This is a genomic window from Marinobacter sp. tcs-11 (assembly GCF_002049515.1).
GTDB lineage: Bacteria > Pseudomonadota > Gammaproteobacteria > Pseudomonadales > Oleiphilaceae > Marinobacter > Marinobacter nauticus.
Window position 1 is genome coordinate 371,872 of sequence record NZ_LLYU01000001.1, and the last position, 23,486, is coordinate 395,357.

The window sequence follows — 23,486 nt, forward strand, 5'->3', positions numbered from 1 at the left end:
GGTTACGATGGAGTACGCCTGACGGTCCGTATTCTCGGCCAACTGCGGTAAGCTGTGGCCCGAGGATTGAATTGTTCATCAGACAAGGAAAACCATGGCCGACTCCACAGCCATTGAACCCGGCTTTCACGCCATCCATGCCAACCATCTGGAAGACCTGCGCCGCGCCGTGGTCTATATCTGCCGGCAGAACCCCATGCCGCCGCTGCAGAGCGAGACCTTTCTGGTGCAGAGTAACGGCATTGCCCAGTGGCTGAAGCTGGCACTGGCGGAAAAGCGCACCGACGATGGTGTGGAAGGCGGCCTGGGCATTGCCGCCGGCATGGATTTCCTGTTTCCTGCGCGCTTTATCTGGCAGGCCTACCGCGCGGTGTTGCCGGACGGCGAAGTGCCGGAGCAGTCTCCCTTCGACAAGCGCCGGCTGGTGTGGCGGCTGTACCGGTTGTTGCCGGAGCTGGTGGGGCAGGATGAAGCGTTCACGCCATTGGCACGGTTTCTGGACGGCAGCGATACCGACCTGCGCAACTTCCAGCTGGCCGAAAAAGTAGCCGACCTGTTCGACCAGTACCAGGTGTTCCGCGCCGACTGGCTGGCGGCCTGGGAGCAGGGCAAGGATGTGGTGATCACCGCCCGGGGTGAGGAAAAGGCCCTGGATGCGGAAACCCTCTGGCAGCCGTTACTCTGGCGCAAGCTGGTAGAAGACGTGGGCAGCGAGGCCCACACCAGCCGCTCGCAAATTCACACCCGCTTTATGGAGCAGGGCCAGCGCATCAGCGAGCCGGCCAATCCGGGGCGCCTGCCCAAACGCATTGTGGTGTTCGGGGTGTCGTCATTGCCCCGGCAGGCGCTGGAAGCTTTATACGTATTGAGCCGCTTTAGCCAGGTGGTGTTGTGCGTGCACAACCCCTGCCAGTTCTACTGGGCCGATATCATCAGCGACCGGGAACTGCTGAAGGCCGAACGCAAACGGGGCGCCGCGCACCCGGTATTGTCACAGATTGATGACCCGGACCAGCTGCACCAGCACGCCAATCCGCTCCTGGCCGCCTGGGGCAAGCAGGGTCGGGACTACATCCGCCTGCTGGATGAGTTCGACAACCCGGACGACTACCGCGCCAGCTTTCAGACCCCGGGCCAGAAGATCGACATCTTCACCGACCATGGCGATGTGGATAACCCCTGCCTGCTGCACCAGTTGCAGAACGATATCCACAACCTGACCCCATTGCAGGAAATCCGCCAGCAGCACCGCACGGTGGATCTGGCCCGGGACCATTCCGTGGTGTTCCACGACGCCCACGGCCCCCAGCGGGAGGTGGAAATCCTGCACGACCAACTGCTGGCCGCGTTCAATGCCAACCCCACGCTGCGGCCCCGGGATGTGATTGTGATGGTGCCTGATATTAATGTGTATGCGCCGCACATCCAGGCCGTATTTGGCCGCTATTCGCCGGGCCGCAAACGCCACATTCCGTTCACCATTTCCGACCAGGGCCAGCGCCACCACGAACCGGTGCTGATAGCCCTGGAAACCCTGATGTCGCTGCCCCGCAGCCGCTTTGGCGTGAGCGAAATTATCAGCCTGCTGGAAGTGCCCGGCATTCGCGACCGCTTTGATATCAGTGAAGACGAGATTCCCCTGGCCCGGCGCTGGGTGGAAGGCGCCAACATTCGCTGGGGCCTACATGGCGAGCACCGGCAAAGCCTGGACCTGCCGGCGGAGCTGGATCGCAACACCTGGCAGTCTGGCCTTCGGTCCATGCTGCTCGGCTACGGCATGGGCGATGACGAACCCTGGGGCGGGGTAGAGCCCTATGGCGAAATCGGCGGCCTGCAAGCCAGCCTGGCCGGGCGCCTGGGCGAGTTCGTACACCAGCTGGAAACCCTGTGGCAGGCACTGCAGGCCACCCGCACGCCCGGGGAATGGGAAGCCCTGTTCTCCGCCATGCTGGAGCAGTTTTTCCACAAGGTGGAAGGCCAGGACCTGCTGTTGCTCAACCGCTTCCGCCGTCAGTTGGAGCAGTGGCTGGACGATGCCCTGGCCGCCGGACTGGAACAGCAACCGCTTCCCCTGAATATCGTCAAGGATGTGCTGCTGCAGGGCCTGGATGAGGGCGGCCTGAACCAGCGTTTCCTGGCCGGCAAGGTCAACTTCGCCACCCTGATGCCGATGCGGGCCATTCCGTTCCGCAAGGTGTGCCTGCTGGGCATGAACGACGGCGATTACCCTCGCTCCCGGCCGCCGGTGGATTTCGACCTGATGGCCCAGGATTATCGGCCGGGGGACCGCTCCCGCCGGGAAGACGACCGCTACCTGTTTCTGGAAGCCTTGTTGTCCGCCCGGGAACAGCTGTACATCAGCTGGGTGGGGCGCAGTATCAGGGACGACTCCGAACGGCCACCCTCGGTGCTCATCGGCCAGTTACAGGACCACCTGAACAGTCTGTGGACCGTGGCGGGGCAACCGGATGGTTCTGTTACCAAGGCTCTGACCACCCAGCATCCGCTGCAGCCTTTCAGCCGGGACTATTTCCCCAGAACCAACGGCGTGGGCGAGGGTGAAGAGACCCAACCCAAACCCCTGGCCGACGTGCTGCAGGCCCGGGGACTGTTCACCTATGAACGGGAATGGCGCAGCGCTCATGCCGTGGATAACCCGGAGCAGAGCCGGGAAGCGCTGCCGTACCAGACGCCCGAAGAGCCCATCAGCCTGAACGAGCTGGCGAATTTCCTGAAAAAGCCCATCGACACCTTCTACCAGCGCCGGTTGCAGGTGCGCTTTGAAGCGGTGGAAGAAGACGACACCGATAACGAAAACTTCGACCTGAACGGCCTGGACCGCTGGCGCCTGGACAACGAGCTGATCCAGGAGGGTGTCGTCAAAGCCGCCAGCGAAGAGGAATTGCACGAACGCCTGGAAGCCACTCTGGACCGCATGGCCCGGCGGGGCGACCTGGGTATGGGGGTGACCGAACATCGCCTGCGCACCGAGCTGGCCGGCCGCCTGCCAGACCTGTTTCAACGCTATCGCGGCGCGCTGACCGAGTGGCCGGAAGCAGTGGCCGAGCCCTTACCGTTCGAGTGTCGGTACTCGGATAGCACAGGCGCCGTGGAGGTGGTCGATTTAATCGACAATCTGCGCTGCAACCCTTCAGGACAACTGTGCCGACTGGTGATCGCCAACGCCGGTCTGCTGACCGGCTCCGGTTACTCTAAAAAAGTCCGCTACGCCAACCTGCTGCGAGACTGGTTGATTCATCTGGCCGGGCAACTCAGCGGCCAGCCCTTTGAAACCCTGATCCTCGGTAAGGAAGAAGGCCGTAAATTCCACTTCCCGGTCATGGCCCCGGAGCAGGCACAAAAGCACTTCGAAGCCATTCTGGGCCGCTGGATGGAAGCCACCACCCGGACCCTGCCCATTCACTGCGAAGCCGGCTTTGCCTGGATCACCAGTTTCTATGGCGGCAAGAAATTTATCGGCGACCACGAACGGGCCATCAGTGAAGCAGAACAGGCCTATTCCACCGCCCTGGACCGGGACACCGGCTACCTGCTGGGTGCCTTCGAAAGTCCCGAGGCACTGATGGCGAGCGGCGAGTTTGAAGCCCTGCTGCATCAGCTTTATGTGCCTCTGTGGGAAGCCGAACAGGGCAAGTCGGCGGCGGAGCAAATCGGGAGCATGGAATGACGGAACAGAGAACCAACCGAAACCCGAATCTGAACCCACTGGCCCTGCCCCTGAACGGCAGCGCGCTGATCGAGGCCAGCGCAGGCACCGGCAAAACCTTCACCATCGCCATCCTTTATGTGCGCCTGGTGCTGGGCCATGGCCAGGCAGAAGACAGCCCGCTGCAGAACCTGTTGCCGCCTAACCTGCTGGTGGTCACCTTTACCGACGCCGCCACCAAGGAGCTGCGGGACCGCATCCGCACCCGGCTGACCCAGGCCGCCGAGGTGTTTTCCGACGCCGCTGACCACCTCGAACCCACCCCGGAAACCGCACTTATCCACAAGCTGCGGGATGACAGTTACCCGGACCCGGCCAGGTGGCCCGACTGCCGCAAGAAACTGCTGCTGGCCGCCGAATGGATGGACGAAGCCGCGGTATCCACCATTCACGGTTTCTGCAATCGTATGCTCAGCGAACACGCCTTCGACAGCGGAAGCCTGTTCAAGCTGACCCTGGAAACCGACCAGAGCGAACTGCTGGACGAGGTGGCACGGGATTACTGGCGCACCTTTGTTTACCCGTTACCTCCGGCCCTCATGGACGAAGCCCTGAGCCACTGGAAAACCCCCACCGACCTGCGCAAGGCGGTGCGTAACCTGATTGACGACCCGGCCGCCCTGGGCACACCGCCAGAGAGTGTCCACCATGCTATCAACCAGGTGGTCAGCGAACGGCTGGCACGGGCCAATGAATTGAGGGCACACCCCTGGGCCCAATGGCAGCAGGAAGTCACCGATCTGCTGAACGGCCTGAACAAAGCCAAACGCCTGAACGGCAACAGCAAAAACGCCATGCTCAAGGTCTGGGACAGCCTGCTGGCCTGGGCTGAATCCAACGAGCTGCTGCCGGAGAAGCTGGACAGCGCCGCCGGTTACAAGAACCAGACACCCGAGGGCCTGGACAACATCCTGAAAGGGGACGACCCGGCGCCTCAGCACCCGGCCTTTGACGCCATCGAAGCCTTGCTGGAATTCGGCCAGAACCAGCCCAGCGCCAAGTCCGACATCCTGCGCCACGCCAGCCACTGGATTGCCGAGCGGCTGGAAGCAGAAAAGCAGCAGCGCTCGGAAATGGGCTTTGATGACCTGCTCACCCGCCTGGACGACGCCCTGCATGGCCCCCGGGGCGACCAGCTGGCCGCCACCATCCGCCGCCAGTTTCCGGTAGCGCTGATTGACGAGTTTCAGGATACCGACCCGGTGCAGTACCGCATCTTCAACCGGATCTATAACGTAGAAGGCAACCAACCGGACACCTGCCTGCTGATGATCGGCGATCCGAAACAGGCCATCTACGGTTTCCGGGGCGCCGATATCCACACTTACCTGCAGGCCCGCCTGGGCGTGCAGGCACGCACTTACACCCTGGGCAAGAACTTCCGCTCCGCGGAAACCATGGTTAGCGCCGTCAACCGGGTGTTCGAGTACAGCGACCAGCACAGCCCGAAAGGCGCTTTCCTGTTCGGCAAGGGCGACAGCACGCCACTGCCGTTCCAGGGCGTGGATGCCAACGGCACCAAACGCCTGTGGGCGGTGCAGGGTGAAATCCAACCCAGCCTGATGTTCTGGACCCACGAATCCGATGAAACCGACAAGGATGGCAACCTCAAAGGCCTGGCCAAAGGCACCGCCACCGCCGATGTCGCCGAAACCTGCGCCAGCGAGATTACCCGGCTGCTGACCCTGGGCCAGGCCGGGCAGGCAGGCTTTGTCCTGCCGGATAACCCGACTGACCTAGAGCCGGTGGAGCCCAAAGACATCGCCGTGCTGGTGAACAATCGCAACGAAGCGGCTGCGGTCCGGGACGCCCTTGGCCGCCGGCGCATCAAAAGCGTGTACCTGTCGGACCGGGATTCGGTGCTGACTTCCCGGGAAGCCAAAGAAGTGTTGTGCTGGCTGCGCGCCTTCGCCGAACCCCGGCAACTGGCCTTCATCCGCGCCGCGCTGGCGACGCCGACCCTGGGCCAGAGCTGGCAAGCGCTGGATCGGCTGCTGACCGACGAGCTGGTGCTGGAACGTGAAATCGAGCGCTTTCAGGGTTACCAGCAGCAATGGCAGAGCCAGGGCGTGCTGCCCATGCTGCGCAGCTTTTTGATGGACTTCGAAGTGCCGGGCCGCCTGCTGCAGCGCCCGGATGGTGAGCGAAGACTGACCGACATCCTGCACATTGCCGAACTGCTGCAGCAGGACAGCCTGCAACTGGACGGCGAACACGCGCTGGTACACCACTTCACCCAGATCCTGCGGGCAGCAGACGAAGAGGACGAACACCGCACCCTGCGCCTGGAAAGCGACGCCGGGCTGGTGAAGGTGATCACCGTGCACAAATCCAAGGGCCTGGAATACCCGCTGGTGTTCCTGCCCTTCGGCACCGCTTTCCGGGCAGAAAGCCAGAAGCAGGCGTATGTTCGCTACCACGACGACACCGGCAAGCTGGTGACCGTGTTCGATCCGACTCCGGAAGACATTGAAAGGGCCGACCAGGAACGCCTGGGCGAAGACATCCGTAAACTCTATGTGGCCCTGACGCGGGCCCGGTTTGCCACCTGGGTGGGCGCGGCGGCTGTGGATAACTGGTATCAGAGCGGCCTGGGCTATGCGATTGCCGGAACACCGGAGCAGTCCATCAGCCAGGCTCTGGCCTCACTGGCCCAGGGCCGCCCGGAAATCCGGATTTCCCCGCTGCCGGAAGCCGGAAACACAATATTCACCGAAATGGCCCCGGACGCCATGGGCCCGGCGCTGATCTCCACGCGGGAAGCGAAGGAAGACTGGTGGATCGCCAGCTACTCCACCATCGAATACACCGGCATGACCGGCACCGGTATTACCTTCACCGGCGAGGTGGAAGACGCCCAGACCCAGAACCTGCTGGAAGAAAGCGCCCAGAATGACACCGGGGAGGCCCCCGCCGTACCCGCCGTACGCAACCACCATCATTTCCCCAAAGGCGCGGGACCCGGCACCTTCCTGCACGAATTGCTGGAATGGTGCACCGCCCAGGGCTTCCAACGGGTTGTGGATAACCCGGAGCTGTTGCACGAGCAGCTGGCCCGCCGCTGCTCCACCCGGGGCTGGGGCGACTGGATCGAGCCCCTGCAACAGTGGCTGTTGGGGCTGATCCGCAAACCACTGCGACTGGATCGCAATGGCCAGGATGCCGCCAGCCTGGCGCAGTTGGCCAATCTGCGCCCAGAGCTGGAGTTCTGGTTTGAAAGCCGTAACGTCAGCATCCATACACTGGACAAACTGGTCACCCGTTACACCCTGAACGGCGCGGACCGGCCCCGGGCCGAGGCCAACCGCTTCAATGGCATGCTCAAGGGCTTTATCGACCTGGTGTTTGAACACAAGGGGCAGTATTACGTGCTGGACTACAAATCCAATGCTCTGGGCGAGGACGACGACGCCTACACCGACCAGGCCATGGGCCAGGCGATTCTGGACAAACGCTACGACCTGCAATACATCCTCTACCTGCTGGCCCTGCACCGGTTGCTGAAGGCCCGTTTACCGGGATACGACTACGACCAGCACATTGGCGGCGCGGTGTACCTGTTCCTGCGAGGGGTGAACTCCGCCAGCGGCGGCGCCTTTACCGACAAGCCCCCCAGGGTGCTGATCGAACAACTGGACGCCCTGTTCGATGGCGAGCCGGTGTCCGGGGAGGTGGCTGCATGAGCCGTACCCGCCATACCGAAAACCAGTTTGCCCTGGACCTGGGTGACGACACGCCAGTGAACCGGGCGGCCACAGAATCACCGGAGGCTGTGGATAACTCCCAGCTGCTGGCCCATCCTGACGACACCGAGGCGCTGTTAGGGCAATGGCAACAGGCCGGCTGGATTCGCCCGCTGGATACCGGCTTTGCCCGGCTGATCAGGGAACTCAGCGAAGAGCAGGGCGAACGCCCGCAACCACTGGTGCTGCTGTTGGCGGCACTGACCTCGCACCAGGTGGGCCGGGGGCACGTATGCATCGATCTGGCCACGCTACTCGACGATGCCGGCCAGACCCTGGCGCTGCCGCCGGAAGAACCGGCCAATACCGGCCTGTCTGAGAGCGAGGTGGCCAACCTGCAAGGGCGTTATCCACAGGAACTGCTGTCACGGGTACAGCTAACCGATTGCCTCGCAGCCCTGCAGGGTTCTCTGGCCGTGAGCGATGGCTCCGTGCCGGCACCGCTGGTACTGAACGGCACCCGACTGTACCTGCGCCGGTTCTGGCGTTACGAACAACGCATTGCCGAGGGCATTCAGCAACGACTGGCCTTGCCATCGCCGCTGGCCGACCCGCAATCGGTGGCCTCGCAAACCTTATCCACAGCGCTCAGCAAACTGTTCCGGTCCACAGAGCCGGTGGATTATCAGAAACTGGCCTGCGCCCTGGCCGCCCGTAACCGCTTTGCCGTGATCACCGGTGGCCCGGGTACCGGCAAGACCACCACCGTGGTGAATCTTCTGGCAGCCCTGCAGGCCGTGGCCGGGGAAAGCCCGGAGCGGGCAGGGCGCAAGTACCGTATCCGCCTGGCCGCACCCACCGGCAAGGCCGCCGCCCGGCTGAACGAATCCATTGGCGGTGCGGTCAGCAAGCTGCCACTGGCCGACCTGCCCGGCTCCGTGCAACTGGAGGACATTCCCACCAAGGTCACCACCCTGCACCGGCTACTCGGTAGCCGGCCAGACACCCGCCAGTTCCGACATCACCGAGACAATCCGTTGCTGGTGGATATCCTGGTCATCGATGAGGCCTCCATGGTGGATGTCGACCTGATGGCCTCGGTATTCGATGCCCTGCCCGCCAGCGCTCAGCTGATCCTGCTGGGCGACAAGGACCAGCTGGCCTCAGTGGACGCCGGTGCGGTGCTGGGGGAACTTTGCCAACGGGCCCTGGACGCCCACTACACGCCGGATACTGCCCGTTGGCTGGCCGCCATCACCGGCGCGCAGGTACCGGATAGCCTTGTGGATAACTCCGGCCAGCCACTCGACCAGGCGGTGGCGATGTTGCGCAAGAGCTACCGCTTCGGGCAGGACAGTGGTATCCGTCAACTGGCAGAAGCCGTAAACACCAGCGAGCTCACCAGCCAGGTACTGGGTCAGATCCGGGACGCCGGGTTTGATGATGTAATCTGGCTGAACGGCCAAACACCAAAACCCGATTCGGATCAAACACTTGAGCTGATCTGCTACCACGCCATCACCGGCTCACCGGAGGCTTTCCGCAACGCCGGCCAGGGCCGGGTGGTGAATGGCGAGGCGCTGCCAACACCGGTGGGCTATCGCCATTATCTGGAAGTTATCCACAGCTGTGATTTGACCGCCGACAGTCCCCGGGAAGCCTGGGATGCCCACGCCGCTGAGGTGCTGGAAGCCTTCAACGATTTCCAGGTGCTGTGTGCGTTACGCAAAGGCCCCTGGGGCGTGGAGGGCTTGAACCAGCGTATCGCCCAGAAGCTGCTGGCTGAAAAACTGATCGACAAAACCGACGGCTGGTACGCCGGCCGGCCGGTGCTGGTCACCGGCAACGACTACAACCTCGGCCTGATGAACGGGGATATCGGCCTCACCTTCAGTGTACCCTGGGATAAGACCGAAACCGGCGAGCCAAAAGCGACCCTTCGGGTAGCCTTCCCGAGCGGTGACAGCACCAGCGGCATTCGCTGGATTTCCCCCAGCCGTTTGCAACAGCTGGAAACGGTATACGCCATGACGGTGCATAAGTCCCAGGGTTCCGAATTCAACCACACCTGTCTGGTGCTGCCGGATCGCCTCAGCCCGGTACTGACCAAGGAACTGGTGTACACGGGCATCACCCGGGCCAAGAACTGGTTCAGCCTGATTACCGGCGATGCGCAGGTGTTCAAAGACAGCGTAAGCCAACAGGTGGTGCGGGCTTCAGGACTGGCGCTTCGGCTCGGGGAGCAATAGCCCCGGGCATCAGTTATCCTCACTCCGATGTTGCTGTTCCCAAAGACGGGCGTAATGACCATCGCGGGCCAGCAACTCGTGATGACTGCCACTTTCGACAATCCGGCCCCCGTCCATCACCAGAATGCTATTGGCATCGCGAACTGTGGATAACCTGTGGGCAATCACCAGGGTAGTACGCTGGTGGCTGACCTCTTTCAGGGCACCGAGGATGGCCTGTTCGGACAAGGAGTCCAGGGAGGAGGTTGCCTCGTCCAGAATCAGTATTGGCGGGTTCTTCAGGATAACCCGGGCAATGGCCACCCGCTGTTTTTCGCCGCCAGACAACTTAAGGCCGCGCTCGCCGACTTTCGTTTCGTAGCCTTCTGGAAGGCTGTGGATAAAATCTTCCAGGTGGGCCATGCGCGCGGCCCGGTAGACTTCTTCCTCGGTCGCTTCGGGGCGGCCATACGCCAGGTTACGGTAAAGGGTATCGTTGAACAGTACGGTGTCCTGCGGTACCACCCCGATGGCAGAACGCAGACTGTCTTGGGTGACCGATCGAATATCCTGGCCATCAATCCGGATAGCGCCGTTATCGACCTCGTAGAAGCGGAACAGCAGCCGGGCGAGGGTAGACTTGCCGGCACCGCTGGCGCCCACCACCGCCACGGTATGGCCGGCAGGGATAGTGAAGCTAACGTCTTGCAGGATCAACCGGTCCGGGCGGTAGGCAAAGTGGATATGTTCGAAGCGTACCTCTCCGTTATCCACAACCAGGGGCCTGGCATCCGGCGCGTCCTGGATTGCCGGTTGGTCACCCAGTAGTTTGAACAGACGCTCCACATTCACCAGGGCCTGGCGGATTTCCCGGTAGACAAAGCCCAGGGCATTCAGGGGAATGAACAGCTGGATCAGGTAGGCGTTGATCATGGTGAAATCACCCAGGGTGATTTCGCCGCTGGCCACTTCGCCCACCGCCATGGCCATAATGACGATCAGCGCTATGCCGATGATCAATGCCTGGCCAGCGTTCAGGGTGGCCAGCGACAGGCGGTTCTTCAACCGAGCCTTTTCCCACTCATCCAGGTCCTGATCGTACAGTTCGGCCTCGTAGCGTTCGTTGTTGAAGTATTTCACCGTCTCATAGTTCAGCAGGCTGTCGATGGCCCGGGAGTTGGACTGGTTGTCCCGGGCATTGGCTTCCCGCACGAACCTGGTTCGCCACTCGGTGATCCTGATAGAGAACACCACATACACAACCACCGCCACCAGAATGGCGACGACATACCCGACGTTGAACACCACCAGCAGGATGCCCGCCACCAGCAGGATTTCCAGGATGGTAGGCACGATGTTGAACAGGGTGAAGCGCAGCAAAAAGCTGATGCCGTTGGTGCCGCGTTCAATATCCCGGGCCAGGCCACCGGTTTTACGGTCCAGGTGAAAGCCCAGCTCGCGCTGATGCAGGTGTTCAAACACCCGCAATGACACCCGCCGCATGGCCCGTTCCGCCACCCGGGCAAACACGGCATCCCGCAGTTCGCTGAACAGGGTGGCGCCAAAGCGCAGGCTACCGTAGGCCACCACCAGCACGACCGGAATCCACAGCAGCATGTCGGCACCGCGGTTCTGGTCCAGGTAGTCGACAATGTATTTCAGTGCCACCGGGGTGGCGACGGTGGCCAGCTTTGCCAAGACCAGCATCGCCATAGCCAACGCGACCCGCCCCCTGAATTCCAGAAGATACGGCCACAGCCCGGAAATAATCGACCAGTCTGGCTTATGATCGGCGGGGTAGTCGTTGTCGGCGTAGGCTCTCAATGCAATATCCTTGAACTTTTGGAGATGTCGAGCGCCCGAGATGGGGAGCCTTTCCGGGACACGCTGTAAATACATCCCTGTACGCTCGACAAAAGCCATCCCTGGCTTTTGACGGTCCCGGAAAGGCTCCCCATCCCGTGCACTCTTGCTAACAGCTATGATACGTCTTCATCTGAGGACAAATCGTAAAAGAAACGGCTTAATTAAACTTTGATCGATCAGGAGAGTGACCATCAGCCCCAACCATCGTAAAGCTCTAAGACTTGTCATCGAGTTTATCAGTCCCTATCGACGCGCGGTTGTAGGGGCACTGGTGGCACTGGTTATTACTGCCGGCATCACTCTTGGTCTGGGCCAGGGCCTGCGCATTCTGGTCGATCAGGGCCTGGCCACGCAGTCTCCGGAAAACCTCGCCAAAGCCATCGGCCTGTTTTTCGTGCTGGTACTCGGCCTGGCCTTTGGTTCGTTTGCCCGATTCTACCTGGTGTCCTGGATTGGCGAACGGGTGGTGGCAGATATTCGAAAACGGGTATTCAATCACCTGATCGATCTCACGCCCAGCTTCTTTGAACAGAACCGGGCCCTGGAGATTCAGTCCCGGTTTACGGCTGACACCACCGTACTGCAATCGGTGATTGGCTCCACCGTCTCCATCGCCCTGCGCAACACGCTGATGCTTATCGGCGGGCTCATTCTTCTGTTTGTCACCAACGCCAAGCTGGCCAGCATCATCCTGCTGGGATTTCCGCTGGTGATTGCGCCGATCCTGTTTTACGGCCGCCGGGTGCGGGCGCTGTCCCGACTGAGTCAGGACCGGGTGGCGGATGTTGGCAGTTATGTCGGGGAGAATCTCAGCCAGATCAAAACCGTACAGGCCTTCAATCATCAGCCTCACGACCGCCGCTATTTCGCCGAGGTTTCTGAAAAAGCCTTCGATATTGCCCGGCAACGGATTCGGCAGCGCGCCTGGCTGACCACATTGGCGATTTCCCTGGTGATGGGCGCCGTCGGTATTGTCATCTGGATTGGCGGGCTGGATGTGATTCATGGCCGAATCTCACCGGGTGAGCTGGCAGCCTTTGTGTTCTACAGCCTGCTGGTGGGGGTCGCGGCTGGAGCCATCAGTGAGGTGATTGGCGAATTGCAGCGCGCCGCCGGTTCCGCAGCTCGCCTGTTTGAGCTGCTGCAGACCGAGCCGGAGCGGCGTCCCGAGACAGGAACGGACCGGCTTCCGGGCACAGTGACCGGTGCAATTACTCTGGATAACCTGAGCTTCAGCTACAGCGGGCGCACGGAACGGCCAGCGCTTGCCAGGGTCTCTCTGGAAATCCAGCCGGGTGAAACCCTTGCCCTGGTCGGACCGTCCGGTGCCGGTAAATCCACGTTGTTTGATCTGCTACTGGGTTTCTATCCGCTACAGGACGGTTCTATCCGGTTGGAGGGCATAGACACCGCCAAGGTTCCACTGGCTGACCTGCGACGGTGTTTCGCTCTGGTGCCGCAGAATCCCGCCCTGTTTCATGGCACTGTCGCCGATAATCTGCGCTACGCCCGGCCCGAGGCCAATCAGGCTGAGATCGAGCAGGCCGCCCGTATTGCCCACGCCCACGAATTTATTCAGGCCCTGCCACAGGGTTACGACACGCCCCTGGGTGATGCCGGCCAGGGCCTTTCCGGTGGCCAGAAACAACGACTGGCGATTGCCCGTGCGCTGTTGGCCGACGCTCCGATTCTGCTGCTTGATGAAGCCACCAGCGCCCTGGATGCGGAAAGCGAGCACCTGATTCAGCGGGCCATGCCGGCGCTCACGGAGGGCCGGACTACCCTGGTGATTGCTCACCGGCTGGCAACGGTGCGGGATGCCGACAGGATCGCGGTATTTGACGAAGGCCGACTGCTGGCAGTGGGCAGTCACGACCAGTTGATCCGCGATAACCCGCTGTACCGGCGCCTGGCCAGCCTGCAATTCCGGGACACCGGGAGCCAGACAGAACACTGAGTGCCCCGTTGGTCGGTTTGTGTGTTGGGTGCGTACTCCCTACACTGGTACTAGAAATTCCTAATCCTGACACAGGGAGACACGCAAAGTGAGCAACAAAGAATTGCAGGCACTCAAAGAGCGATACGTCGCCGCGGGCGCAGCAAGCCCCAATGATCAATTTGCAGATCACGCCCTGAACGCAGAGGTCTGGGACGCAGATGGCAAACGCATGATCGATTTCGCCGGCGGTATCGGCGTATTGAACATCGGCCATCGACATCCCAAGGTGGTTGAGGCCGTCAAGGCGCAGCTCGACAAACTGATGCACACCTGCCAGACGGTGATGCCCTACGAGGGCTACGTGAAGCTGGCCCAGAAACTGAGCGAAGTGGTGCCGGTAAAAGGCCACGGCAAGGTCATGCTGGCCAACTCCGGCGCCGAGGCATTGGAAAACGCGGTCAAGATTGCCCGCGCAGCCACCGGCAAAAACAACGTTATCTGTTTTGACGGCGGCTACCACGGCCGCACCTTCTTCACCATGGCCATGAACGGCAAGGCCGCCCCTTACCAGACCTCCTTCGGCCCCATGCCCGGCCTGGTGTACCGCGCGCCTTACCCGGTGCCTTACCATGGCATTTCCGAAGAAGAGGCTCTGCGGGGCCTGGCGATGACCATGAAAGCCGATTCCCCGGCCCACGAAACCGCCGCCATCGTACTGGAGCCGGTTCTGGGTGAGGGCGGTTTCTACCCGGCACCGACAAGTTTCCTGAAAGCCATCCGCAAGATCTGCGATGACAACGACATCATGATGATCGTGGATGAAGTGCAAAGTGGCTTTGGCCGCACCGGCAAGCTGTTCGCCATCGAGCACAGTGGTGTTGAGCCGGACATCATGACCATGGCCAAGTCCATGGCCGATGGCATGCCTATCTCTGCCATTGTCGGCACCGACAAGGTGATGGACTCCTCCGGCCCGAACTCCCTGGGCGGCACCTACACCGGCAGCCCCACTGCCTGTGCCGCAGCTCTGGCGGTGTTTGATGTGATCAAAGAAGAAGACATCCTTGGCAAGAGCCAGCGCCTGGGCGAGAAACTCAGAGCCCGGTTCGACCAATGGCAGGAGCAGTTCACCCATGTGGACAACGCTCGCAATCTGGGCCCCATGGCGGCCTTTGAGCTGGTGGAAAGCAAGGATAGTCACAAGCCCATGCCAGAACTGGCCGGGGCCATTACCAAGAAGGCAAAGGAGAAAGGACTGATCCTGCTGAGTTGCGGTATGCACGGCAACACACTGCGGTTCCTGATGCCGGTGACCATCGAAGACGAAGTGCTGGAAGAAGGGCTGAATATTGTTGAGGAATGCCTGAAGGAAGTGGGCGCCTGAACCAGGCGGTTACGTCTGACTTCCTATTCGTCGTATACTGCCGGAAGCTCTTTCCGGCAGTTTCCCCCCTCGGGTTCTGCCGTTGATTCACCGATCAGGCGGTAACCATGACGTCCCAGAGTAATTCTCCCACTCCCGACCACCAACCCAGACCCTGGATCGATCTGCTGGTCAGTATCATCATTCCCTCGGTGATTCTGATGAAGTTCAGTGGTGACGAACACCTGGGCAGCGTCAATGCACTGATCATCGGCCTGGCGTTTCCCCTCGGCTGGGGCCTGTTCGAGCTGGTGCGCTACCACAAGAAAAACTTCATCGCCTTGCTGGGCCTGATCAGTGTCGGCCTCACCGGCGGCATTGGTTTGCTGGAACTGGATGCCGGCTGGCTCGCCATCAAGGAAGCGGCCGTGCCCGCCGTCATTGGTCTGGCGGTACTGGTGTCTACGCGCACCAGGTACCCCCTGGTCCGTACTCTGCTTTATAACCCGAATGTGCTGGACGTGGACAAGATTCAGGCCTCACTGGAAGAAAAGAACTGCGTGGAGGAGTTTGAAGGGCGGCTACTTAAGGCCAGCTATTTCTTTGCCGGCACCTTCCTGTTCTCGTCCATCATGAATTATGTGCTGGCGAAATGGATTGTGGTGAGCCCTTCGGGCACCCAGGCCTTCAATGAGGAACTGGGCCGCATGACCCTGGTGAGCTATCCGATGATTGCCATCCCCTCCATGGTGATGATGATGCTGATCTTCTATTACCTCTGGCGCACCATCCGACGCCTGACGGGGTATACCCTGGAAGAGGTGATGGCGCCACATCTGATTGAAAAGGAAAAAGAAAAGGAACGGAAGAGGGCAGAGTCAGGGTCCTCGAAATAGGTTATTACAACACCGGTTTCCGGGTTCCCCGGACACCCATAAAAAACGGTGGCATCCTCAAGGAGCCACCGTTTTTTATTGCCAACAAGGTTGGTCTGATCAGATATCCAGGTTGGTCACTTCCAGCGCGTTGCTCTGGATGAAGTCCCGCCGTGGCTCCACATCATCCCCCATCAGTGTGGTGAAGATCTGGTCCGCGGCAATCGCATCCTCAATGGTGACCTTCATCATCCGGCGGGTTTCCGGATCCATGGTGGTTTCCCACAACTGATCCGGGTTCATTTCACCCAGCCCCTTGTATCGCTGGATGTTCAGGCCACGCTGGGCTTCCTTCATCAGCCACTCCAGGGCGCCCTCGAAGGACAGCACAGACTGCTTGCGCTCGCCACGCTGGATGTAGGCGCCATCCTCAATCAGCCCCTCCAGGGTCTCGCCCAGACGGGCAATGGCCCCGTAGGACGAAGACTCGAAGAAGTCATGACTGAACACATGCTCATGGGGAATGCCATGCACAAAGATGGTGACTTTGGGCAGGTACAGGCCCCGTTCCTCATCGCGGGTAACGGAGAAGGTGTACTTGGTGCCCGTGCGGGTATCCAGATCCAGACCTTCACCCAGGCGCGCCACCCAACGGGCCACTTCAACCTCTTCCTTCAGGTGTTCCGGCTTGAGCGTACTGTTGTAGACCATCTGCTGCAGTACCTTGGCCGGATAGGCCCGGGACAGGCGATCGATCATCGCCATCACTGCCTGATAATCCTTCACCATGGTTTCCAGGGCGGAATCCTTGATGGCCGGTGCTTCCGGGTTCACATACAGCTGGGCGCCTTCCAGGGCCGTCTGGGTCAGATAGGCTTCCTTCGCCTTCTCGTCCTTCAGGTATTGCTCCTGTTTGCCACGCTTGACCTTGTACAGCGGCGGCATGGCAATGAACACATGGCCGCGCTCGATGATTTCCCGCATCTGGCGGAACAGGAAGGTCAGCAGCAGGGTACGGATGTGTGAACCGTCCACATCGGCATCGGTCATGATGATGATGGAGTGATAACGGAGTTTGTCCGGGTTGAACTCTTCGCGGCCGATGCCACAACCCAGTGCCGTGATCAGAGTGCCAACTTCCGCGGAAGACAGCATCTTGTCAAAACGGGCTTTCTCGACGTTCAGGATCTTACCTTTCAGGGGCAGGATGGCCTGGGTCTTACGATCACGGCCCTGCTTGGCACTGCCACCCGCAGAATCACCCTCCACAATGAACAGTTCGGAGAGGGCAGGGTCTTTTTCCTGGCAGTCTGCCAGCTTGCCGGGTAGGCCAGCGATATCCAGGGCACCCTTGCGGCGGGTCATATCCCGTGCCTTACGGGCTGCTTCCCTGGCACGGGCCGCTTCGATCATCTTGTTAACGATCTGCTTGGCTTCGTTGGGTTGCTCCTGCAGGTACTCCGCAAAGCTCTGATACAGTTCCTGCTCCACCGCCGTCTTCACTTCCGAGGACACCAGCTTGTCCTTGGTCTGGGAGGAGAACTTGGGATCGGGCACTTTCACACTGATAATAGCGGTCAGGCCTTCCCGGGCATCATCACCGGAGGTCGCAACCTTGGCTTTCTTGCCCAGGCCTTCATGATCAATGTAGTTGTTCAGAGAGCGGGTCAGTGCTGCCCGGAAACCGGCCAGATGAGTACCACCATCACGCTGGGGAATATTGTTGGTGAAGCAGTAGATGTTTTCCTGGAAGGCATCGTTCCACTGCATAGCCACCTCCACCGCAATGCCGTCTTCCCGTTCACGGTTGAAATGGAAGACACGGTTGATGGCCGTCTTGTTGGTATTCAGGTGCTCAACAAAGGCCCGCAGACCACCTTCATATTCAAAAATCTCCTCCTTGCCTGAACGCTCATCCGTCAGGCGGATACGCACACCACTGTTCAGGAAAGCGAGTTCCCGCAGGCGCTTGGCCAGGATGTCGTAATGGAACTGGATATGAGTGAAGGTTTCCGGAGAGGGAATAAAGTGAACCTTGGTACCGGAGGCATCGGTTTCACCGACTTCGCCCAGGGGCGCATTAGGTACACCGTGGGTGTAGCTCTGCTCATAGACCTTGCCATCCCGGCGGATGGTGAGGGTCAGCGAGGAAGACAGGGCGTTGACCACAGACACACCCACACCGTGCAGACCGCCGGAGACCTTGTAGGAGTTGTCGTCGAACTTACCGCCGGCGTGCAACACAGTCATGATGACTTCGGCGGCCGAAACACCTTCCTCTTCATGCAGATCGACCGGGATACCGCGACCATTGTCTTTTACGGTAATGGATTCGTCCGGGTGGATGATGATGCCGATTTCAGAACAGTAACCAGCCAGAGCCTCATCGATGGAGTTATCCACCAACTCAAAGACCATGTGATGCAGGCCGGTGCCATCGTCGGTATCACCGATGTACATACCGGGCCGTTTACGCACCGCGTCGAGTCCTTTGAGGACTTTGATACTGGAGGAATTGTAGTTCGATTCACTCATTAAAAGAGACTCCTGGAGGTGAGCCCAGCCCTGGCGACAGACACGATCATTCGCGAACCCGCCCGGCTCAGCTATTCTTCCGTCAATTGTCCATGTTCCACGTGGAACATTCTGTATTCAGGTGTATCCCCATCGTGCCACAACGTGTCCGGTTCCGGATGCTCAATGGAGGTGATAAACACCTGACAACGCAGTTCCTGTAAGTTGCGAGCCAGCATAACGCGATGACGAACATCCAACTCGGCGTTGATATCGTCCAACAGAAACGTCACCTGTTTGCCAAGATCACTCAACACCTTGCCCTGAGCAATCTTCATCAGGATCACCAGTGTCTTTTGCTGCCCCCGCGAGAACGTTTCCGCCACCGGACGACCACCAAACTTCAGACGGATATCCGCCCGGTTCGGGCCGTACAAGGTGTGGCCCATCCGACGTTCCTGTTCGCGATGGTTGACCAATACTTCGGTCAACGCTGTGCTTCGATCCCAGCCCGGATAAAAGTCCATCTTCAGACCTTCCACCCAGGGCGCATCCAGCTCCGCCAACACCGATTCAAAAGCGATCTTGAAGCGATGGAAGACAGTTTCCCGGATGTTACTCAACGACTCCGCCAAGGCGCCGTACTGGGAATCCCAGACCCGCATCAACGATTCGTCCAGTCTACCATTTCTCAGCATTTGATTCCGCTGTGACGTGACCCTCTGAACCTGTTGCCACAGGGCAGAAAAGGAAGGTTCCACGTGGAACACTAACCAATCCAGAAACTGCCGACGCTTACCCGGGCCACCAGCAACAATGTCGAATACCCCGGGATCAATGACCGAGACCGGCAGATGCATCGCCAGAAACGAAAGACTGCGAACCGCCTCACCATCTACCCGCAACTGGGTTTCCTTGAGGCTGACATCCCGGGAAATACCAATCCTGTGCTCAACCTTCTCTGAAGACTCTTGCGCCAACAGACCTGAATCCAGTGCCCCGAAGACAGTCAGTTTCGATTGCCCATGAGCCACGACTGCCTGATGCCGGCTGACCCGAAACGACCGACCAAGACCCAGATAGCCAATCGCTTCCAGAACACTGGTTTTACCGCTGCCATTGGCACCATAAAGAAGATTGAAGGACGGTGAAAATTCTACAGGCGCAGATAACAGGTTTCGGAAATGCTGTGTCTGGAGTTTGACTAGCGCCATAGGTTAACGGAGTGCTCAGGCTGAGAATTCGGACGACCAAAACGAGAAAGGGCGATACCGTTTCCGATATCGCCCTAGTGTACTAGAAACCCCGGTAGACCGGTTAATGAAGCATGGTTAGCCGTTCGTCCATGAACACATCCATCTCTGGCGCCAGGATGTGAACATAGCGGTCGAAATACAAGAACTGCTTGAGCAGCAAGGCGAATTCACGGGGGAAATGCAAACCATGACTTTCGCCAACCTTTACCATGTCCATCAGGATATTATTCACGTCGTCCTCGGCCTGTTCCGCTTGATAGGGCACATCATCCGGAACCATACGATCCATCTGACGATACAGACGCTGAAGATCCGCAGACAGATCGTCCACCCGCACGGTGTGCCGGGTGACGCCAATCCGGATCATGGCGTCGGCCATACCATCAAAATTGCCCACCATAATCGCGGAAATGAAATCACTCACGGCCTGCCAGGTATCCGGTCTGATACGCCCGACAATGCCGAAATCGATAAAACCAACCCGACCATCCTCAAGCACCATCAGGTTACCGGCATGAACGTCTGCGTGAAAAAACTCGCATTGGGTCAGGCTGGCAAACCAGGTGTTCATGGCGGTTATCAATGTCCGCTCCGGATCACGGGAAAAGCCTCGAATACTCTCAAGATCCGTTAATGGGACCCCGCGGAAACGTTCCATGGTCAGAATCCGGCGAGTACTGCAATGCTCGTACACCCGCGGCACGGTCGCATCTTCATTGTGAGTATTCTGCAAAAACTCCCGGAAGACTTTCAGGTTGTTGGCCTCTTTGATGAAATCGCATTCTTCCATCATGGTTTTCTGGATTTCATCAACAATGCCGGACATGGAGGTCCAGGACAGTTTCGGGGCCAGCGTCTCGAGCATTCGGGCAGACAGGTAAAGAAAGTTGAGGTCCGTCAGCAGAATGTTTTCCACACCCGGCTTCTGAACCTTAATCACCACTTCTTCACCCGTTACCAGGCGAGCAGCATGAACCTGGGCAATGGATGCCGAAGCCAGTGCAACCGGATCAATTTCCGAATACACCTGATCAATAGGGCGACCAAGCTCGTCCCGGATGATCTTCTTGATTACGCTGAAGGGAAGGCTCGGGGTCTTGTCGAGGCAGAACTGGAACTCCTCCACATATTCCTTCGGGAAAAAGGTCGGCGAGCTGGCAATAAATTGTCCCAACTTGATGTAGGTTGCGCCCAGGCTTTCGAAGGTCTGCCTTAAAAGTCTCGGGGCAGGGGGCCGATCGCCCCGAACCCAGTTTACCCCGGTGCGGCCAAGCACAGACAGGGTCTGACCGATCCTGAACGCGCCTTTGATTCCATTCGTTACAGCACCCATAGAGCCCTCCAAACCTGATTACAGTCGCATCGGCATGACAACATACAGGCAGCGGTTGTCGTTCTGAGCCTCAATCAGCGCACTGCTGTTGGGATTCGACAACGTAATCTTCACCTGGTCATCATCCAGTGCATTCATGACATCTACCAGATAGCCTACATTAAACCCGATCTGCAGTGATTCGCCCTGATACTCCACCGGCAACGCATCTTCAGCCTGTTCCTGATCAGGGTTATTGGCGAACACCTGCAACTGGTTGGGAGAAAGGTTCAGGCGCACACCACGGATGTTCTCGTGCGACAGAATGCCCGCCCGCTGCAGGGTACTTTTCAGCGTTGAACGATCCGCCAGTACGGTTTTGTCACCGCCTCGCGGGATCACCCGGTTGTAATCCGGGAACTTGCCTTCAATCAACTTGGAGGTAAAGGTATAGCTGCCCACCGTCGCCCGCAGATGATTGTCACCGATGACCAGCGTAACCGGCGATTCTTCATCATCCAGAAGCCGGGCCAGTTCCAGTACACCTTTACGAGGCACAATAACCTGCCGCAACTCCGGACACCCGGTATCCAGATCGAACTGGGCCATGGCCAGACGATGACCATCGGTAGCCACAACCCGGGCATGATTAACATCCACTTCCAGCAACAACCCGTTCAGGTAATAACGCACATCCTGCTGGGCCATAGCGAACGCAGTGGCATCCAGCATGCGACCGAGCTCTTTCTGGGGTAATGCCAGGCGGAAGCTTTCCGGCTCATCTTCGACATTGGGAAAGTGCTCCGCTGGCAGCGTCGACAGGGTGAAGTGGGAATTGCCAGAACGCAGATGCAGACGATCGCCTTCCAGTGCCAGATCGATAGGCGCCTCATCCCCCAGTGCCCGACAGATATCCGCCAGTTTCCGCGCCGGAACAGTGATGCGACCAGGCTGATCCACATGGACTGGCGCTACCCGGGCCACCAGCTCCACTTCCATATTGGTACCGGTCAGTGTCAGCGTATTGTCTTCCGCTTCCAGCAGGACGTTGGACAACACCGGCATGGTCTGTTTCTTTTCCACAACGCCCGCGATGCTTTGCAGCGGGGTGATCAGTGATTCACGGCTGATGGTCAGTTTCATGGCACTCGGCTTCAGTTATCGGAAGTGAATGTATGTGTTGTTCGTACGGGCCACCTTCAATCAGGTGGTCAGCAATCTCATAAAATTCTGATAATCCTCACGGATACCGGGATCGGTTTCCTGCAATTCAACAATCTTTTTACAGGCATGCAGAACGGTGGTGTGGTCACGCCCACCGAACGCGTCGCCAATCTCCGGCAGGCTATGGCTGGTCAGTTCCTTGGCCAGGGACATAGCCACCTGGCGCGGCCGGGTGACTGTGCGAGTGCGGCGTTTGGACAGCAGATCCGCGACCTTGATCTTGTAGTACTCAGCCACCGTGCGCTGGATATTATCGATGCTCACCTGCTTTTCATGCAGGGCCAGAAGATCCTTGAGGCTCTCACGGATAAACGGCGGGGTAATCTCCGAGCCAGTGAAGTGAGCATTCGCTATCACCAGACGCAGCGCCCCCTCAAGCTCACGAACGTTTGAGCGGATCTTCTGTGCAATAAAGAACGCGGCCTCACTGCTGAGTTTCACATTGGCCTGTTCCGCCTTCTTCATCAGGATCGCCACCCGCGTTTCCAGTTCCGGAGGCTCAACCATCACCGTCAGGCCCCAGCCAAAGCGGGATTTCAGCCGCTCCTCCATATCAGAGATTTCTTTCGGGAAACGGTCACAGGTCACGATCACCTGCTGGCCACCTTCAAGCAGCGCATTAAAGGTGTGGAAAAACTCTTCCTGAGAGCGTTCCTTGCGGGCAAAAAACTGGATATCGTCAATCAGCAGCGCATCTACCGACCGGTAATAGCGTTTGAACTCATTGATGGCATTCAGCTGCAGTGCCTTGACCATGTCGGCCACAAACCGTTCCGAACGCAGATAGGCTACCTTCGCGCGCGGGTTGCGACGCACAATCTCATTGCCAATGGCGTGCATCAGGTGGGTTTTACCCAGGCCCACGCCGCCATAGAGGAACAGCGGGTTATAGGCACCACCGGGGTTTTCCGCCACCTGCATGGAGGCAGCCCTGGCCAGCTGGTTCGATTTACCCTCGACAAAGGTATCGAAGGTAAAGGTTTCGTTAAGAAAACTCTGGTGTTTGATATCACCTTCTACCTGCACCGGACGGCGCTCGGCCTGGGCCTTGGGTGCCGGCGCAGACATCGCTCTTGGTGCTGAATCCGCAACAGTAGCCGCAACACTTCTTTCTTCTTCCGTAACGGTCTGCTCGGTTTCTTCCGAGACCCGGACCGGCGGCGCCACTTCGGAGCGAACCACCGGATCTGTGGGCTTGGGCGCAGAGCCCACTTTCATCATGACTCGTGGCGCCTGACCACCATTTAGATCCTTCAATACTTCTTCTATACGGCGAAGGTATTTTTCGTTGACCCAGTCCATCACAAACCGGTTCGGGGCAAACAGCATGAGCTGCCCTTCCCGGTGATCAGACTGAAGGGGCCTCAACCAGGTATTGAACTGCTGTGCGGGAAACTCATCCCGGAGTACTTCAAGACATTGATGCCACATACTGTTCGGCACGACCGCCTGCTCCCGAAAACCTGACTGATAAGGCACCGTTAAACCAACGCCAACCG

The 23,486-nt window shown here is 59.3% G+C and carries 12 protein-coding genes; 6 read left to right on the forward strand and 6 right to left on the reverse strand.

Features of this window, described 5'->3' with window-relative positions:
• The first annotated feature begins 94 nt into the window (after nt 1-94).
• Genes recC through recD form a run of 3 tightly spaced genes read left to right on the forward strand, consistent with a single transcriptional unit; the run spans nt 95 to nt 9,659 of the window.
• The gene (gene recC, locus ARC85_RS01685) at nt 95-3,688 is read left to right on the forward strand and encodes an exodeoxyribonuclease V subunit gamma (RefSeq protein ID WP_286714202.1); all 3,594 of its coding nucleotides are present in this window, start codon (nt 95-97) and stop codon (nt 3,686-3,688) included.
• Complete coding sequence (recB, locus tag ARC85_RS01690; protein WP_286714203.1) at nt 3,685-7,410, forward strand: exodeoxyribonuclease V subunit beta; 3,726 nt, start codon at nt 3,685-3,687, stop codon at nt 7,408-7,410. The genes recC and recB overlap by 4 nt, the downstream gene beginning before the upstream one ends.
• The gene (gene recD, locus ARC85_RS01695) at nt 7,407-9,659 is read left to right on the forward strand and encodes an exodeoxyribonuclease V subunit alpha (RefSeq protein WP_141066700.1); all 2,253 of its coding nucleotides are present in this window, start codon (nt 7,407-7,409) and stop codon (nt 9,657-9,659) included. The genes recB and recD overlap by 4 nt, the downstream gene beginning before the upstream one ends.
• Nucleotides 9,660-9,668: 9 nt before the next feature.
• On the opposite strand, the gene ARC85_RS01700 is transcribed toward recD, so the two are convergent.
• Nucleotides 9,669-11,462 carry an ABCB family ABC transporter ATP-binding protein/permease gene (locus ARC85_RS01700; RefSeq protein ID WP_141066699.1) on the reverse strand — a complete coding sequence of 598 codons (1,794 nt, stop codon included), beginning with the start codon at nt 11,460-11,462 and terminating at the stop codon, nt 9,669-9,671.
• 226 nt (nt 11,463-11,688) lie between these two features.
• Between ARC85_RS01700 and ARC85_RS01705 the strand changes: the two genes are divergently transcribed.
• The 3 genes from ARC85_RS01705 (at nt 11,689) to ARC85_RS01715 (ending at nt 15,702) form a co-directional block, all read left to right on the forward strand.
• Nucleotides 11,689-13,461: an ABC transporter transmembrane domain-containing protein gene (locus ARC85_RS01705; protein ID WP_286714204.1), complete on the forward strand. Its 1,773-nt coding sequence runs from the start codon at nt 11,689-11,691 to the stop codon at nt 13,459-13,461.
• 88 nt (nt 13,462-13,549) lie between these two features.
• Nucleotides 13,550-14,827, forward strand: a complete 1,278-nt coding sequence (locus ARC85_RS01710) for an aspartate aminotransferase family protein (RefSeq protein WP_023011917.1) — start codon at nt 13,550-13,552, stop codon at nt 14,825-14,827.
• Nucleotides 14,828-14,934: 107 nt separating this feature from the next.
• Nucleotides 14,935-15,702 carry a VC0807 family protein gene (locus ARC85_RS01715; RefSeq protein WP_011783587.1) on the forward strand — a complete coding sequence of 256 codons (768 nt, stop codon included), beginning with the start codon at nt 14,935-14,937 and terminating at the stop codon, nt 15,700-15,702.
• A gap of 99 nt (nt 15,703-15,801) precedes the next feature.
• On the opposite strand, the gene gyrB is transcribed toward ARC85_RS01715, so the two are convergent.
• The 5 genes from gyrB to dnaA all read right to left on the reverse strand — a co-directional run bounded on the left by gyrB (nt 15,802) and on the right by dnaA (nt 23,430).
• Nucleotides 15,802-18,216 carry a DNA topoisomerase (ATP-hydrolyzing) subunit B gene (gyrB, locus tag ARC85_RS01720; protein ID WP_023011916.1) on the reverse strand — a complete coding sequence of 805 codons (2,415 nt, stop codon included), beginning with the start codon at nt 18,214-18,216 and terminating at the stop codon, nt 15,802-15,804.
• 71 nt (nt 18,217-18,287) lie between these two features.
• Nucleotides 18,288-19,409 (reverse strand): DNA replication/repair protein RecF, encoded by a 1,122-nt coding sequence (recF, locus tag ARC85_RS01725; protein WP_286714205.1) that lies wholly within the window; start codon nt 19,407-19,409, stop codon nt 18,288-18,290.
• Between the two features lie 103 nt (nt 19,410-19,512).
• Nucleotides 19,513-20,784, reverse strand: a complete 1,272-nt coding sequence (locus tag ARC85_RS01730; RefSeq protein ID WP_023011915.1) for an ABC1 kinase family protein — start codon at nt 20,782-20,784, stop codon at nt 19,513-19,515.
• 18 nt (nt 20,785-20,802) lie between these two features.
• On the reverse strand, nt 20,803-21,906 hold the full coding sequence (dnaN, locus tag ARC85_RS01735) for a DNA polymerase III subunit beta (RefSeq protein WP_023011914.1): 1,104 nt from the start codon (nt 21,904-21,906) through the stop codon (nt 20,803-20,805).
• Between the two features lie 60 nt (nt 21,907-21,966).
• The gene (gene dnaA, locus ARC85_RS01740; RefSeq protein ID WP_286714206.1) at nt 21,967-23,430 is read right to left on the reverse strand and encodes a chromosomal replication initiator protein DnaA; all 1,464 of its coding nucleotides are present in this window, start codon (nt 23,428-23,430) and stop codon (nt 21,967-21,969) included.
• Nucleotides 23,431-23,486 lie beyond the last annotated feature (56 nt).